We start from the raw sequence: 14,503 nt of genomic DNA on the forward strand, positions 1-14,503 counted from the left end.
TTGAGCCCATGAACGAAAACGCTCCACAGAATTTTGACGCCACCGACCTTGACCGCCTGCATGCTGCGGTGAAGCGCGAGAAGCCGGACGTGAGGCCCGGCGCAGAGCCCACGCCGCTCTGGGTCTTCATTGCCACCATGGCTGCCATGGTCATCGCTGGGGGCTACCTCGGCGCTTACGTCGGCGGTTTTAGCTTCGAACGCAATTCGCCCTTTGATGGCACGCCGGAGGACGTCCGGCCGATCGATGGGGATAAGGGTCCAGAGCTCGATCCCTTCCAACTCGCCATGAAAAAAGGCGCGGATGTGTATGCTATCTGCGGCGGTTGCCACGGTGTTGCCGGTGGTGGCCAGCCGGGGGCGATTCCGCCTCTCGCAGGATCTGAGTGGGTGCTCGGCGGTACCGAACGTACGGCTCGCATTGTCCTCCACGGCTTGAGTGGAGCTGTTCAGGTGAAGGGCGCTACCTACGTCAGCGCGATGCCTCCTCAGGGCGCACTGAACGACAAGGAAATCGCCAACGTGCTCACCTACATCCGCAACTCTTGGGGCAATAGCGGCTCCATGGTCACACCGGAGATGGTGAAGAAGATCAGAGAGGCGACCGCCTCCCACGCCGCTCCGTTCACCCAGGAGGAGCTTGAGCCCTTCAAGGACAAGAATATCGAGGGCCCGATTCCCGCCGGCCCCGGCGCTACTGCTGCCCCTGCCGCAGCTCCTGCACCCGCCAAGTAAAGTAACCTTTTTCAAAACCCCACTTACCAAGTACAGGTCAGCTCCCCCTTTCTCATGAGCTCTGCGACTGCCACTCACGACCACTCTCACGCCGATCATGCGCACGAGCATGATCACCACCAGCAGAGTTGGCTCTACAAGTACATCTTCTCGACCGACCACAAGGTCATCGGCATCCAGTACGGATTCACCGCAATGGCGTTCCTGCTGTTCGGTTTCTTCCTAATGATGGTCATGCGCTGGAGCATTGCCTTCCCAGGAGAAGGCATGCCCATCGTGAAACAGGTGTTTCATTGGACCGGACTCAATCTGCTGGGTGAGCGCTGGGCTCCAGGTGGCGTGGTGACTCCCGAGCTCTACAACATGTTCGGCGCCATGCACGGCACCATCATGGTGTTCCTTGGCATCGTGCCCCTCGGTTTCGCTGCGTTCGGCAACTATGTGATGCCCCTGCAGATCGGTGCGGTGGACATGGCCTTCCCGAAGCTGAATGCCTGGAGCTACTGGCTCTACTTCATCGGCGGCCTCATGATGATGATGAGCTTCTTCCTTCCGACGGGCGCTGCCCAGGTGGGTTGGACGAACTACTCCCCACTGGCCACCACGGCTCAGATCGACGTGAAGGATCTCTTCTGGACCGGTCAGACCCAGTGGCTCATGGCGATGGTGATGCTCATCTCCTCCTCGCTGCTCGGTGCGGTGAACTTCATCACCACCCTGCTGAACCTGCGCTGCAAAGGCATGACCTGGATGCGCATGCCGTTCTTCTGCTGGGCGATGCTCGTCACCGCCTTCCTGCTCCTGCTGGCCTTCCCCCCGCTGGAAGTGGCCGCCATCCTGCAGCTCTTTGATCGCCTCTTCGGTTCCAGCTTCTTCCTGCCGACCGGCCTTGTGGAAGCCAACCGTCACCTCGACATCGCCGGTGGTGGCAGCCCGCTGCTCTACCAGCACTTGTTCTGGTTCCTGGGCCACCCTGAGGTGTACGTGCTCATTCTTCCGGCCATCGCCATCGTGGCAGAGGTCATCCCTGCGAACATCCGCCGTCCGCTCTGGGGTCACCGCACCATGATCTACGCAGCCTTGGTGCTGGGCTTCCTGAGCTTCATCGTTTGGGCGCACCACATGTACCTCACGGGCATGGGCTCGGTGGTGAGCACCTTCTTCCAGATCACCACGGTGCTGATCTCGGTGCCATCAGTCATTCTGTTGACCTGCCTCATGATTTCGCTGTGGGGCGGCTCCATCCGGTTCAACACGGCGATGCTTTTCGCCTGCGCCTTCCTTCCGATGTTCGGTATCGGTGGTCTTACCGGTCTGCCTCTGGCCTTCAGCTACATCGACCTCTTCCTGCACGACACCTACTATGTGATCGGTCACTTCCACTACGTGGTGGCGCCTGGTACCATCTTCGGTCTCTTCGCCGGTGTCTATCACTGGTATCCGAAGATCACCGGCCGCTTCATGAATGAGAAGGCTGGCCGCCTGCACTTCTGGCCTTCGCTGGTGTTCATGAACCTGCTCTTCGCACCGATGCTGGTTCAGGGCATGGCGGGCTTCCATCGCCGCTGGCATGATGGTGGCGCCGCCTTCGAAGGCACCACGCACGGCACCATGTGGATCTCCGAGATCGTTGGCGGTGTTTTCCGTCTGTTCGGCTTCACCATGCTGGATCCCAACACCGGCAAGGACATCACGGACACCCTGATGATTCTGAACCCGCTCATGTCCTTCGCGGCATGGGGCCTGGCGCTGTCACAGATTCCTTTCATCCTCAATCTGTTCTTGAGCATCAAGGGCGGCAAGAAGGTGACCTCCGACAATCCCTGGCACGCGACCACGCTCGAGTGGGCAACCCCGACGCCTCCCGGACACGGCAACTTCCTCGAAGAGCCCGTCGTCTACCGCCAGCCCTACGAATACAGCGTGCCCGGAGCCGAAACGGACTACACCCCCTCTTGGCTGCCTGAGGGAGCGAAGGTGGAGGAAAAACTCACCCACGCCTCGCACTAACCCGGTTCCACGACAGCAACGCGACCGTCTTCGTCTCAATCTGACAACCTGCTTCTCTCTCCTCTGATGGAAATCCCATACACCGTAAAAGCCAGACCGGACACCGGGCTGTGGAATGCCAAGATTGGCGTCTGGCTCTTCCTCGCCTCGGAAGTCATGCTCTTCGGCGGCCTGTTCTCAGCCTACATCTTCCTGCGCCTCGCGCCGGAAGGTCCCTGGCCGGTGCAGGTGCTGGTGATGGAATGGGGTTTCGTGAACACCCTGATCCTGATTCTTTCTTCAGTCACAGTACTGCAGGCGTGGGTCGCGCTGAAACTGCGAAAGTTCAACCTCTACCGCATCTGGATGGCGCTCACCATTCTCTGCGCGCTGGCGTTCCTTGGCATCAAGAGCGTCGAGTACAACGACAAGTTCCACCACTACGGCGTGCGCCTGCATGATGGCTCGGTCATGGAAGGCCACCTTCCGAAGGACGAGAAGGGCAACCACACCAAATACACGGTCAGCTTTGAGAATGTGACTTCCGTCACTCTTTCCAGCCGCCCCCAGGACATGGGTCTCTTCGGCTGGAGCTTCTTCCACAACGGCTCGGATGGTGACTTCCTGAACTACCTCACGGACGGCGAACCAAGGTTCAAGTTTGCGAGCAAGGAAGTTGCGGCCTCTCTGGACCAAAACCCGGACAATGAGATCACGTTGGATTCGGCAACGGTAGCGAAACTGATGAACGCCGCCCGCAGCCATTACAATGAGAAGGGTGCCTGGGCGCCTATCGCCTCGGTGGAACTCACGGCGGTGAAGCCGCTCAAGTTCGCCATCCCGGCTGGCAGGATGTTTGACAACTCCTGGACGGAGAAGAATGCTTTCCTCCGCGATGGCACCGTTCTCGCCGGCAAGCTGGCGGATGACGACGTGAAGATCGAGGTGGACAAGCTCGACTTCCGCTGGCTCTTCCCCCACCACGAGACCAATGAGGAAAGGGCTTTCGCCGCTGCACTCAATGCCGATTTGTGGAAGCACATGGGTGCTGACCTGAAAGCCAAGTTCAAGTTGCACCGTGAGTTCCATTTGAAGGAGTTCCACGCCCATCATCCGGACAGCAAGGATGGCAAGGAAGTGCGGAATCCGATGCTCAACGACGACTTCGTGCGCAACACGTTCTCAGTGAAAATTGAGACGCTTGAGGGATACAAGCTCGAGGGCGGGGAGAAGAAGGAGCACAGCTCGGTGGAGTCCTCCAGCGCAGCGTCCCGCGTGGCTGCCGCTACGGAACCTGCACACGGCGCGGAAGCAGCGCACGGAGCTGGTCATGGTGCACATGAGGCGCATCGCATTCCCCACAAGGAAATCGAGCACTTCTCCAACTTCACTCCGAAATGGCACAACTACTACGCCATCTACTTCTGCATCACCGGTCTCCACGGTCTGCACGTGCTGGCGGGTGCCATCGTTCTGACCTACTTCCTTCTCTTCGGCAAGAAGCTGTATGACAAGGATCCTGAGCACATGGCCAACCGTGTGGAAGTCGGCGGCCTTTTCTGGCACTTCGTGGACCTGGTGTGGATCTTCCTGTTCCCGCTGCTGTACCTCCTCTAGTCCTGTATCCAACCGAATCTCAAATAGTTTAAGACCGTTTTCATATGGCACACGACCATCACGACCATGATAGCCCTGAGGCGATCAAAAAGGCGTCGGCTCAAATTTGGTGGGTTGGTCTCATCCTCGTTATAGGCACCGGCATCACGGTGTGGGCGAGGGAATGGGACATGGGCACCCGCAGCAAGAATATCGCTTTAGGCATGTTCATCGCCACCGTCAAAGCTGGGTGCGTAGGACTGATTTTCATGCACTTGAAGAACGAGCGCGGCCTGATCTACAAGTTCTTGTTCTTCACGGTCATCTTCGCCATCGGATTGTTCGTGCTGACGTACCTGGCGTGGGCTGACCCGCTGCACTCGCACATTATTCCGGCTGTCGAACACTAAGAGCATCCAAGTCCGCATCCATGTCCCTCAAAGGTTTCCACATCATTTTCATCACTCTGGCCTTCCTCTGCACGGCGGGTTTCTGGGGATGGACCGTGGTGTTCGCGGAACGCGCGAAGGAACTGGGCGTGGTCTCCCTGGGTAACTTCAGCGGTTCCCTCGCCATTGCTCTGCTGGTGTACGGCGTCTGGTTCGTCGTCCGCAAAAGCAAAACCATTCACGTCGTCTAACCCCCCTTGCTCGACATGGATCTTCTTTCCCCACTCCTGTCCTGTGCCACCTGCATGCCGGACCCTTCCTCGGAAGTGTCCAAGGCGGCCAGCATGTCCATCATGTTCCTCGGAGTAATCATCCTGGGAATGATGGGACTGTTCATCAAAATCATGTTCAACTTTGCCCGCCGTGAGCGGGAGTTTGATAAGTCTTCTTCTGCGCCACAGTCATGAATCTGGACCCCCTCATCGCCGCCATTCCATCCATCAACAAGCTCCTCGGCATTCCCCAGCTTGCCTCGGAGCACGGAGAGATGGTGGACCACATGCTGGAGCTGGTGCACTGGTTCATGTTCGTGCTCTTCCTGGGCTGGAGCACGTTCCTGGTGATTGTGTTCACCAAGTTCCGCAAGGACAGGGCTGCCAAGGCCGACTACGTGGGCGTGCGTGGCCATGCCTCCACCCACATTGAAATCGGCGTGGTGATCGTGGAAGCCATTCTGCTGCTCGGCTTCGCCTTCCCGCTTTGGGCACAGCAGTCGGTGGGTTATCCCACGGGCAAGGACGTCGTAAAGGTCCGCGCCATGGGTGAGAAGTTTAAGTGGAATTTCCAGTACGCGGGTCTCGACAGCACCCTGGGTGGTTATGCGCTCAGGAACATTGGCACCCCCGCCACCAACGAAATGGGCCTCGACCTCAAGGACCCCAACGGCAAAGATGACTTCGTGAAGGGTGGTACCCTGACGCTGCCCGTGGGCCGTCCGGTGATCATCGACGTGACCAGCAAGGACGTGATTCACAACCTCGCCCTCGTCCCCATGCGCGCCGCGCAGGATGCGACCCCCGGTGTGAACGGTCACCTCTGGTTCACCCCGACGAAGACCGGTGAGTGGGACATCATCTGCGGTCAGCTCTGCGGGGCTGGTCATAGCGGCATGCGAGGCAAGCTGGTGGTGCTGCCCCAGGATAAATTTGACGAGTTCATGAAGGAAGGCAGCGAAGACGCACTCAAGAAGGCCAACGCGACTCCTGCAGCTCCGGCTCCTGGCGCTGCCGCTCCTGCCGCCGCGCACTAAGTTGCGAGGTGCGTGTGCCTGCGTTGTCCCGGCCTTTTCCTGTCGTTTCACGAATGTCCCGCGCTTGTGCGGGACATTTTGCCTGAGGCGGACGCACGCACATGACTTGGACCCGCTTTCAACGCCTCGCACTCGCGACCTTCATCGCGGTGGAGGTGCTTATTTTTGTAGGCGCGACCGTCCGGGCGAGTGGTTCCGGGCTGGGCTGCCCTGACTGGCCCTTCTGCTATGGCTGCTGGGTGCCTCCGACGAAGGCCGCGGACATTGATTTCTCGAAGCTGAATCTGGAAAAGTTCCGGAAAAAGGCGGCGCAGCACGGGCGCGATCCCTCGACCATCACTGAGGAGAGCCTGCGTCAGGAGTTCGATCCTGTGGCCACCTGGGTGGAGTACCTGAACCGGCTCACCAGCGTACCAGTGGGCCTCTTGTCGCTAGGGCTGTTTGTGGCCTCGTTCGGCCAGATGAGGCAGGGGCGCTTCGGGGTTGGCCTCGCCGGGGTGGGTGCCTTTATCCTGGTGCTGGTGAATGCCTGGCTGGGTGCAAAGGTGGTGATAGGCGGATTGCAACCCGGGCATATCACGCTGCACATGGCGCTGGCCATCCTTTTGCAGTGTGTGCTGGTCTATGTGGCATGGGCCGGCACGTCGCGGCCCTGGCGATTGGTCGCGGAGGAACGGATGACCTCCGGCATGAGAATGCTCGGTCTGCTGCTGTTTATTCTGGTCGTGGCGGAGGGCGTGATGGGTTCCCAGGTTCGCGAGCTTACGGATTCCCTGGCGAAGAGTCATGCAGGCGAGCTCCGCTCCCAGTGGGTGGGGGAACTGGAGCAGAGCTGGGTGTACCTCATCCACCGGAGTTTCTCCTGGCTGATTGTCGGATGCGCGGTGTGGTGGATTTGGAAGGCGAAATCCGTGTTGAAACGTCTCGGGTGGCTGGAGTGGGGTGTGGTGGCGATTGTCTTTGCGCAGATGTTCCTCGGGTTGATCCTGGCGCACGTGGGCATCGTGCGGGTGGTGCAAGTGCTGCACATCGGCCTGTCATCGCTTTTGGTGAGCGGACTTTTCCTCTGGCTGCTGGGTGCTTCGGGCCGTAGTCGCGCCGGTGATGAAGCGGGTGGCATCCCGCTTCCGACGCGTTAAGTTAGTTGCCCCTCCCATGACAGAAACCGAAACCAGCACCGAGGCACAGGTAACGACACCGCCCCAAGGCACCATGAAGGACCTCATGGCGCTGACCAAGTTCCGTCTCAGCGCGTTGGTGATCGTCACGACCTTTGTCGGCTTCTGGCTGAACAGTCACGGCCCCCTGAACTGGTGGCTGCTGATTCACACGCTGCTGGGCAGCACGCTCGCGGCCTTTGGTGCGGCGGTCTTCAACCAGCTCATGGAGATGGATGTGGACAAGCTCATGAAGCGCACGGCGGACCGTCCGCTGCCCTCCAGCCGCATGCAGCCGGGGGCGGCCTTTGCCATTGGTTGGATCCTGAGCGCCTTTGCCATCATCCATCTCGTGAAGATGGTGAACCTTGAGGCCGCCACTCTCTGCGCGATGACGCTGGCCGTGTACCTCTTCGTCTACACGCCGATGAAGCAACAGTCGGCGTGGAATACCATTGTGGGTGCCGTCTCCGGTGCACTGCCTCCGCTGATTGGCTGGGCTGGCGCGGCAGGGCCACCGGTGGAAGGGGACCCGTACTTCCGCTGGCAGCTCGTCAGCTCCCCCGGAGCCATCTATCTTTTCCTCCTGCTGTTCCTCTGGCAGCTCCCGCACTTCCTCGCCATCAACTGGATGTACCGTGATGAGTACCGCAAGGGCGGCTTCGTCATGTGGGCCAATGATGACGAGACGGGTGCGAAGACCTCCCGGCTCGCATTCCTCTTTTCCATCTGCACGGTAGCGGCGGCGTTCCTACCTGCGCTCACGGGGCAGACCGTCGTCTGGTTCCTCCCTGCGGCGTGTATCATCAATGGAGCGCTCCTCTGGCTGGCGTGGAAATTCCTCCAGACACGGGATCGGGCCACGGCTCGGAAGCTGTTCTTTTATACCCTGATGCACCTGCCCCTGTTGCTCGGGATTAGCATGGCATTCTGGAAGCGCCCCTGATCCTTCCGCAGCGTACCTTATTTCTGTCATGAGCACGCCCCCCCCTGCAGATCGCCCTCGCATCCACCCTCTCACCATCTGGATACCCATCATCGCCATCGTGGGCGGTATCGTGGTGGCCTACAGCTACCTCACGAAGCTCAGCCTGGAGAAGCGCTCGCCCCGCCTGCCGGTGGTTTCGCGGTTGGAGAAGAGCATCCCGCTGGTGGAGCGCAGCGGCAAGGAGGTCGAGCTCGCCGACCTCAAGGGCAAGGTCATCGTGGCCTGCTGGGTGTACACGCACTGCCCGCGTGGTTGCGCCGGAGTGGTGGGTGCCATGCTGGGCCTGCACAAGGAATTCGAAAACAATCCGGATGTGCATTTCCTCTCCGTGAGCGTGGACCCGGACGATACTCCCCAGCAGCTCAAGACGTTTGCGGATGGTTTGAAGCTCGGTGGAGACAACTGGTGGTTTGTGAATGGGAACAAGGACACGCTCCGCAGCTACATGACGCGGTATTTCCAGTTCACCGGGGTGCAGGACATTCCTGAAAAGGACAGGCTGTCTCCCGCGGACAAGTACATTCATGACATGCGCGTGGCGCTCGTGGACAAGCAGGGCCAGGTGCGCAAGCACTACCACGTGGGCAGTGGCGATCCGGAACTGGCACAGTTGTCGCTCGACGACCTCCGCCGCGACATCAACATCGTGCTGAAAGAGAAGCATGAATCGAGTGGGTTCCTCGGTGCGGTTCTGCTCTCTGTCATCGGCATCTGTGTGCTCTCGCTGCTGTTCATGGCGTGGAAACGCCCCCCAGGAAAACCGCAGTCTCCCGAAAGCACTCCTGCTCCCTGACCTGCACTGACCTCTCTCACATCGACGCCTGCCCATGGAACTTGCGGATCTCCCCACGCTCAACGCCATTCTCAACTTCTGCGCCACCGTTCTGCTGGTGGCAGGATGGTATTGCATCAAGACCCGCAAGGTGGCTGGTCACATCGCCTTCATGGTGCTGGCGTTGCTGGTGTCGGCGGCCTTTCTCACCAGCTATCTCATCTATCACTACAATGTCGGCAGCTTCCCGTTCCAGGGAAAAGGCTGGATCCGTCCTGTCTATTTCACCATCCTGATCACGCACATCCTCATGGCGGTGGTGAACCTGCCCATGATCATCATGACGGTCATCCCGGCGCTGGGCCGCAAGTTTGACAAGCACAAGCGCATTGCCCGCTGGGCTCTGCCGGTGTGGCTCTACGTGTCCGTCACCGGCGTGCTGGTCTACATGATGTGCTACCAGTGGTTCTATTGAGAGCTGGCGGCCCGCTCAGGGGCTTTTAGGGCGGTGAGGTCGCCATTCTGCCCCCGCTCTTTTTGGAAGCTGGCCGGGGACACCCGATCGAGGGGAAAGTCCGAGTACCCTGGGCCAGGATAGACTGAGCGGCTCTCGCGGATTTCAAAATGGAGGTGCGCCAAGTACCGTCCTCCAGCCGTGCCCACGGTCCCCAATTTGGCGCCGCGAGGGACCACTGCGCCGTGCTGCACCAGAATCTTGTCGAGGTGGGCGTACACGGCCTGGTAGACCCGCCAGCCCTCCGGAGCGCTGGCGTCCGGTACGCGGTGGGCGAGCACCACCATGTTCCCCCAGCCATCGCTGGGCCAACCGGCGTAAATGACCTTCCCAGTCGCCGCAGCGTAGACTGGGTCACCGAGGTCGGAGTTCCAGCCGCCGATGCCGTTCAGGTCATCGCCCAGGTGGCGGGTCACGCGAAAAGGCTGGGCGTTGTACGTGAGTGCCGCCTGCTCAGACCCCATGGGTGCCTCAAAACGAACGGCAAGCGGCAGGCTCGCGACCTCGGCGGGTGTCAGGCGGAGATAGGCTGCGTCAAACGGCGGATGGGCCGGCGTTTTTTCGGAAGGGGTGTGCTCACAAAAATTCAGCAGGAACAGGGGAACGAGTGCGAGAATGGAGGTGCCCCGGAGCATTGTGGAAACTGCGCGCTGCTGGCCCTGCGTCAACGTGCGACAGGGTCGCATGTTCAAAAAGTCCCCTGCCTGCATTGCGGGTTGACCCTTGGGCAAATGATTGGAATGTTGACTGGATGACCGAGACCGCCCGCCAGCAGATTGAAACTTTCCTTTCCGGCAAGGGCCTTCGCCGCACCAAACAGCGCGACGTGATCGTGGAAGCTGCGTTTGGCACGAAGGAACACTTCAATGCCGAGGAACTGCATGAGATGGCGCGCCGCATCGACCGCACGATCTCGCGTGCCACGGTGTATCGTACGCTGGCCCTGCTCGTGGAGTGTGGTCTCCTGCGTGAAGTGGATCTCGGGCGCGACCAGACCTACTACGATCCCAATTTCCTCGACAAACCGGAGCACAATCACCTCATCTGCCTCGACTGCGATCGCGTCGTGGAATTCGAGGATGACCACATCGCGCTCATGGAGGACTGCATCACCCGCCGTCTGGGTTTCACACCTTCCAGCAAGACCATCCGCATCGCGGCGAATTGCGACCAGCTCGCGCGTTCCGGCCACTGCGCCTATCGCGACCAGAAGGTAGCGGGCACCCTGCCAGCCCATTCGCACGCGCACGTGCACGCGTAAGTTTATTTTCTCCTCTGGCGCCGCTGGCGGATCAGGCGGTGACGTTGCCAGACATTTCTTGCGTGCAGGGCGGTTCCGTCTACTCTCTGCCTCCCCATGTGGAAAGGCAGATTCCAGCAACCGACCAGTGCGCTCGTGCAGCGTTACGGAGAGTCCGTGTCCTTTGACTGGAGGCTGTACGAGCACGACATCCGAGGATCCATCGCGCACTCGAAGGCGCTGGTGAAGGCCGGCATCCTCACCGCCGAGGAGCAGCAGGGCATCGAAAAAGGCCTGTTGGGCATTCGCGCGGACATTGAAGCGGGCAAGTTCACCTGGAAACAGGAGCTTGAGGACGTGCACATGAACATCGAGTCCGAGCTCACCCGCCGTATCGGTGCGGCCGGAGCGAAGCTGCACACGGCCCGCAGCCGGAATGATCAGGTGGCCACAGATGTGCGCCTCTATTGCCGCGCCTCGGTGGACCAGATCTTGAGATTGATTCGTTCCATGCAGCGCTCGCTCGTGGAGTGCGCCGAGCGGAACGCTGATGCGGTGATGCCCGGGTACACGCACCTCCAGCGGGGACAGCCCGTGCTTTTTGCCCACCACCTGCTGGCGTATGTGGAGATGCTGGATCGCGATGCGAGCCGCCTCGCCGATGCGCGGAAGCGGTTGAATGTCCTGCCGCTCGGCTCCGGTGCCCTCGCAGGCAGCACCATCGTGCTGGACCGCGCTTTCGTAGCGCAGGAACTGGAGTTCGACGGGGTGACGCAGAACTCGATGGATGCTGTGAGCGATCGCGACTTCATCGCCGAGCTGCTCTTTGATTTCGCCCTCACCGGTGTGCATCTCTCGCGTCTCAGCGAGGATGTCATCCTCTGGGCGAGTGCGGAGTTCGCCTTCGTCTCCTTGAGCGACGCCCATACCACGGGCTCAAGCCTCATGCCGCAGAAGAAGAATCCGGATGTGGCGGAACTCACGCGCGGCAAGTCCGGTCGCCTCGTCGGCAATCTCATGGGCCTGCTCACCACGCTCAAGGGCCTGCCCATGACCTACAACCGCGACCTGCAGGAGGATAAGGAGCCGCTCTTTGACTCCATCGAAACCTTGGGTCTCGCGCTGGAAGTCTTCGCGGAAATGGTCAGCGGCATGGAGGTGAACCGGCCCAAGACCATCGCCGCCACGGCGGACCCGCTGCTGCTCGCGACCGACCTGGCAGATTACCTGGTGCTGAAGGGGGTTCCCTTCCGCCATGCGCACGAGGTCATAGGCAAGCTGGTGGCGCACTGTGGCCAGACTGGGAAGACCTTCCTGGAACTCAGCACGGCGGACTATCGCCAGTTCAGCGAGGTGTTTGATGATTCCGTCCACGACCTGCTGAAGGTGGATGTGGCGCTCGCGGCCCGGAAAGGCGCCGGTGCCCCCTCGCCGCAGAATGTGGCTGCACGCCTGAGCCACTGGAGAAACGTACTGTCGGAGTAGTTTTACAGAACCGTGACCATCCCCGACTTCGACATCTGCACCTTTGACGACCACGACGGCTGGCAAAAGCTGCCGGGCAGGGTCGTCTATGGGGGGCGCTATGTGCAGGTGGAGGAGTGCCATTTCCGCACGCCGGCACGGCCGGGTCAGGACATCCCCTGGACCGTGGCACATCGTGTGCCTGCGGTCGCCGTGGCTGCCTTCACGGAGGATGGAAAGTTTGTCCTGGTGCACCAGGAGCGCCTGCCGGTGAAGCGGGCGTTGTGGGAGTTCCCCGCGGGCCAGATTGATGATGGCGAGACGCGGGAGAGCATCATTGCCACCGTCTTGCGCGAACTGGATGAGGAGGCCGGGGTGGAAGCACTCCCCGGCGCCGAGTTCACTCCGCTGGGATGGTTTTTTGCCTCGCAAGGATTCACCAGCGAGCACGTTTACCTTTTTGCCGTCGGCCCGGTGCGTATCGTCCGCGCCCCACAACCCGTCGGCGGGGAGCACATCGGCGAGGTCCGGCTGGTAACGCCGGATGAACTGCGCCACCTGGTGGCTTCCCTGATCATCCAGGACGCGCTATCGCTCGCCCTCTTTGCGCGCCTGTCGGCCCGCGGGATGGTGTGAGCGGGCACTCCCCCTTAGCGACAAACGCGAAACATGTTCAACTGGCTCTTTAAGAAAGTCGTCACCTTCCGTGAGAAGGTGGCGGTGGACCTCGGCCAAGGCGACGACGAAAAACCGTTCCTGGATCACCTCGAAGACTTGCGCGCGATGATCGTGCGCATGGCGGTCACCCTGCTGCTGGTGACTCTGGTCACCTTCTTCTTCATCGAAGAGTTGATGTCCATCATCACCTATCCCCTGGTCCTGGCCGGGATTGCGGATAACGTGACGCTGCAGAACTTCAAACCCACGGGTGGCTTCATGACGGCGATGAATATCTCGCTGGTGGCCGGCGTGATCCTTTCGTTCCCGGTGCTGCTGTACTTCCTGATGCAGTTCGTTCTGCCGGGACTGCGGAACAATGAAAAGAAGGTACTCTTCCCCGCGCTGGGTGTCGGGGGCGGTCTCTTCCTCATTGGGGTGGTGTTTGCCTACTTCGTGGTCACCCCGCGGGCGCTCACGTTCTTCTATGAGTTCAGCCGCGATATTGGTAACACGGCGCATGTGAAGGTGCAGGGGTCTACACCTCAGTCGACCCAGACCCAGAGCGGAGCTTCCATCATTCCAGAACTCAAGCAGGGCACTCGTGTCACGGCGCTGACCGGGGATGGAAAGACCATCGTGTTCGAAGTGGTGGAAGTGCGCGCTCCTGCAACAGAGCCGGGCAAGGAAGGCACTACTACCCCGGGCAGTGCCGTGGCGGCAACTGCTGCGGCTGTGGCTGCGGCTCCTGCTGCGGATGCTGTCGCGGTGGCCAAGTCTCCGGCGCCCTTCATGTGGGAGCTCACGGAGTACGTGAAGTTCATCTGCCAGTTCATCCTCATCTTCGGCGCGTGCTTCGAGCTCCCCGTGGTGGTGATGGCTCTGGTGAAGCTGGATGTGCTGAACTACAAAGTGATGAAGACCTCCCGCTCGTGGGCGGCCATCATCATCGCCATTGCTGCGGCCGTCATCACGCCGACGCAGGACGCCATGACGCTCGCCCTTCTGGCCGTGCCGATGTACGTCCTGTACGAGATCTGCATCTGGCTCGCCTGGTGGCTGGAGAAGCGTGACCGCCAGCTCTATCCCGAGTACTACAAGGAACAGGATGCCGACGAGAAGGAACTCGAAGTTTCCGACGAGTGGGATAACGAAAACTACAACCCATGGGGTGGTGGTGACGACGGTGACGAGGACGACGACGAGGGCCCGAACTCCAAGCCGAAGCCCAAGCCGGCGGCTCCTGCCGGTGAATCGAAGCCGGATGCGGAAGCAACACCGGAAGGGGAGTCGTCGACGTCAACGTCTTCGCTCTCGACAACGCCGTCTGCCACCGAAGGCAGCGGCGAGGAGAACGCCGTCTCAGACACCGGCTACAGCCCGCCGGAATCGAGCCTTTCCAGTGACAGGCCGGCCGAATCTGCACCTGTGTCTGAAGCTAAACCTGCGCCCGAGCCTGAGGCTGAGGCTGACCATGAACTCAGTCAAGACCAAGACCAGGGCGGCAAGGATTCGACGGAGTCTTCAACCGAAGATGACGATTGGTCCCTGAAGAAGGACAAGCCAAACGACGAGCCAACCGCGGACAAGCGGGACACGGATTGATTGATCGTAGGGTCTACTCTTTTAGCTGGGCAAGCTGCCTCCGGGCATTTATTCCTGTGAGGCAGTGAGCCCAAGCCAACTTGTGACGG

At 60.5% G+C, this 14,503-nt stretch carries 16 protein-coding genes; 15 read left to right on the forward strand and 1 reads right to left on the reverse strand.

Annotation, left to right across the window (positions count from 1 at the left end):
* Window positions 1-8 precede the first annotated feature (8 nt).
* The 11 genes from G5S37_RS04660 (at window position 9) to G5S37_RS04715 (ending at window position 9,409) form a co-directional block, all read left to right on the forward strand.
* Complete coding sequence (locus G5S37_RS04660) at window positions 9-734, forward strand: cytochrome c (RefSeq protein WP_165201338.1); 726 nt, start codon at window positions 9-11, stop codon at window positions 732-734.
* A 54-nt stretch (window positions 735-788) separates the two neighbouring features.
* The gene (locus G5S37_RS04665; protein ID WP_165201340.1) at window positions 789-2,744 is read left to right on the forward strand and encodes a cbb3-type cytochrome c oxidase subunit I; all 1,956 of its coding nucleotides are present in this window, start codon (window positions 789-791) and stop codon (window positions 2,742-2,744) included.
* A 66-nt stretch (window positions 2,745-2,810) separates the two neighbouring features.
* The gene (locus G5S37_RS32495; protein WP_240914798.1) at window positions 2,811-4,340 is read left to right on the forward strand and encodes a cytochrome c oxidase subunit 3; all 1,530 of its coding nucleotides are present in this window, start codon (window positions 2,811-2,813) and stop codon (window positions 4,338-4,340) included.
* A 44-nt stretch (window positions 4,341-4,384) separates the two neighbouring features.
* The gene (locus tag G5S37_RS04680; protein ID WP_165201342.1) at window positions 4,385-4,729 is read left to right on the forward strand and encodes a cytochrome C oxidase subunit IV family protein; all 345 of its coding nucleotides are present in this window, start codon (window positions 4,385-4,387) and stop codon (window positions 4,727-4,729) included.
* Between the two features lie 20 nt (window positions 4,730-4,749).
* Entirely contained in the window at window positions 4,750-4,959 is a 210-nt protein-coding gene (locus tag G5S37_RS04685) for a hypothetical protein (protein WP_165201344.1), read from the forward strand.
* Window positions 4,960-5,013: 54 nt separating this feature from the next.
* Window positions 5,014-5,175: a hypothetical protein gene (locus G5S37_RS04690; protein WP_165201346.1), complete on the forward strand. Its 162-nt coding sequence runs from the start codon at window positions 5,014-5,016 to the stop codon at window positions 5,173-5,175.
* Window positions 5,172-6,017, forward strand: a complete 846-nt coding sequence (locus tag G5S37_RS04695) for a cytochrome c oxidase subunit II (RefSeq protein WP_165201348.1) — start codon at window positions 5,172-5,174, stop codon at window positions 6,015-6,017. The genes G5S37_RS04690 and G5S37_RS04695 overlap by 4 nt, the downstream gene beginning before the upstream one ends.
* Window positions 6,018-6,118: 101 nt before the next feature.
* Window positions 6,119-7,156 (forward strand): COX15/CtaA family protein, encoded by a 1,038-nt coding sequence (locus G5S37_RS04700; protein ID WP_165201350.1) that lies wholly within the window; start codon window positions 6,119-6,121, stop codon window positions 7,154-7,156.
* A 16-nt stretch (window positions 7,157-7,172) separates the two neighbouring features.
* Window positions 7,173-8,120 carry a heme o synthase gene (gene cyoE, locus G5S37_RS04705; protein WP_240914799.1) on the forward strand — a complete coding sequence of 316 codons (948 nt, stop codon included), beginning with the start codon at window positions 7,173-7,175 and terminating at the stop codon, window positions 8,118-8,120.
* Between the two features lie 28 nt (window positions 8,121-8,148).
* Window positions 8,149-8,955 (forward strand): SCO family protein, encoded by an 807-nt coding sequence (locus G5S37_RS04710; protein WP_165201352.1) that lies wholly within the window; start codon window positions 8,149-8,151, stop codon window positions 8,953-8,955.
* Between the two features lie 34 nt (window positions 8,956-8,989).
* Entirely contained in the window at window positions 8,990-9,409 is a 420-nt protein-coding gene (locus tag G5S37_RS04715) for a DUF420 domain-containing protein (RefSeq protein WP_165201354.1), read from the forward strand.
* On the opposite strand, the gene G5S37_RS04720 is transcribed toward G5S37_RS04715, so the two are convergent.
* On the reverse strand, window positions 9,403-10,134 hold the full coding sequence (locus tag G5S37_RS04720; protein ID WP_206026307.1) for a M23 family metallopeptidase: 732 nt from the start codon (window positions 10,132-10,134) through the stop codon (window positions 9,403-9,405). The two genes, G5S37_RS04715 and G5S37_RS04720, sit on opposite strands and share 7 nt — an antisense overlap.
* A 65-nt stretch (window positions 10,135-10,199) precedes the next feature.
* On the opposite strand from G5S37_RS04720, the gene G5S37_RS04725 reads away from it, so the two are divergent.
* The 4 genes from G5S37_RS04725 (at window position 10,200) to G5S37_RS04740 (ending at window position 14,414) form a co-directional block, all read left to right on the forward strand.
* Window positions 10,200-10,709 (forward strand): transcriptional repressor, encoded by a 510-nt coding sequence (locus tag G5S37_RS04725; protein WP_165201358.1) that lies wholly within the window; start codon window positions 10,200-10,202, stop codon window positions 10,707-10,709.
* A 96-nt stretch (window positions 10,710-10,805) separates the two neighbouring features.
* The gene (gene argH, locus G5S37_RS04730) at window positions 10,806-12,173 is read left to right on the forward strand and encodes an argininosuccinate lyase (RefSeq protein ID WP_165201360.1); all 1,368 of its coding nucleotides are present in this window, start codon (window positions 10,806-10,808) and stop codon (window positions 12,171-12,173) included.
* 12 nt (window positions 12,174-12,185) lie between these two features.
* Window positions 12,186-12,788, forward strand: a complete 603-nt coding sequence (locus G5S37_RS04735) for an NUDIX hydrolase (protein ID WP_165201362.1) — start codon at window positions 12,186-12,188, stop codon at window positions 12,786-12,788.
* 33 nt (window positions 12,789-12,821) lie between these two features.
* Window positions 12,822-14,414 (forward strand): twin-arginine translocase subunit TatC, encoded by a 1,593-nt coding sequence (locus tag G5S37_RS04740; protein WP_165201364.1) that lies wholly within the window; start codon window positions 12,822-12,824, stop codon window positions 14,412-14,414.
* Window positions 14,415-14,503 lie beyond the last annotated feature (89 nt).

The sequence above is a fragment of the Roseimicrobium sp. ORNL1 genome (assembly GCF_011044495.1).
GTDB lineage: Bacteria > Verrucomicrobiota > Verrucomicrobiia > Verrucomicrobiales > Verrucomicrobiaceae > Roseimicrobium.

Bases quoted from the DNA above. Each gene is read 5' to 3' on its own strand.
- cyoE (WP_240914799.1), top strand. From the start codon at position 7,173: ATGACAGAAACCGAAACCAGCACCGAGGCACAGGTAACGACACCGCCC.
- G5S37_RS04660 (WP_165201338.1), top strand. From the start codon at position 9: ATGAACGAAAACGCTCCACAGAATTTTGACGCCACCGACCTTGACCGC.
- G5S37_RS04665 (WP_165201340.1), top strand. From the start codon at position 789: ATGAGCTCTGCGACTGCCACTCACGACCACTCTCACGCCGATCATGCG.
- G5S37_RS04700 (WP_165201350.1), top strand. From the start codon at position 6,119: ATGACTTGGACCCGCTTTCAACGCCTCGCACTCGCGACCTTCATCGCG.
- argH (WP_165201360.1), top strand. From the start codon at position 10,806: ATGTGGAAAGGCAGATTCCAGCAACCGACCAGTGCGCTCGTGCAGCGT.
- G5S37_RS04685 (WP_165201344.1), top strand. From the start codon at position 4,750: ATGTCCCTCAAAGGTTTCCACATCATTTTCATCACTCTGGCCTTCCTC.
- G5S37_RS04725 (WP_165201358.1), top strand. From the start codon at position 10,200: ATGACCGAGACCGCCCGCCAGCAGATTGAAACTTTCCTTTCCGGCAAG.
- G5S37_RS04695 (WP_165201348.1), top strand. From the start codon at position 5,172: ATGAATCTGGACCCCCTCATCGCCGCCATTCCATCCATCAACAAGCTC.
- G5S37_RS04720 (WP_206026307.1), bottom strand. From the start codon at position 10,134: ATGCGACCCTGTCGCACGTTGACGCAGGGCCAGCAGCGCGCAGTTTCC.
- G5S37_RS32495 (WP_240914798.1), top strand. From the start codon at position 2,811: ATGGAAATCCCATACACCGTAAAAGCCAGACCGGACACCGGGCTGTGG.
- G5S37_RS04690 (WP_165201346.1), top strand. From the start codon at position 5,014: ATGCCGGACCCTTCCTCGGAAGTGTCCAAGGCGGCCAGCATGTCCATC.
- G5S37_RS04710 (WP_165201352.1), top strand. From the start codon at position 8,149: ATGAGCACGCCCCCCCCTGCAGATCGCCCTCGCATCCACCCTCTCACC.
- G5S37_RS04740 (WP_165201364.1), top strand. From the start codon at position 12,822: ATGTTCAACTGGCTCTTTAAGAAAGTCGTCACCTTCCGTGAGAAGGTG.
- G5S37_RS04715 (WP_165201354.1), top strand. From the start codon at position 8,990: ATGGAACTTGCGGATCTCCCCACGCTCAACGCCATTCTCAACTTCTGC.
- G5S37_RS04680 (WP_165201342.1), top strand. From the start codon at position 4,385: ATGGCACACGACCATCACGACCATGATAGCCCTGAGGCGATCAAAAAG.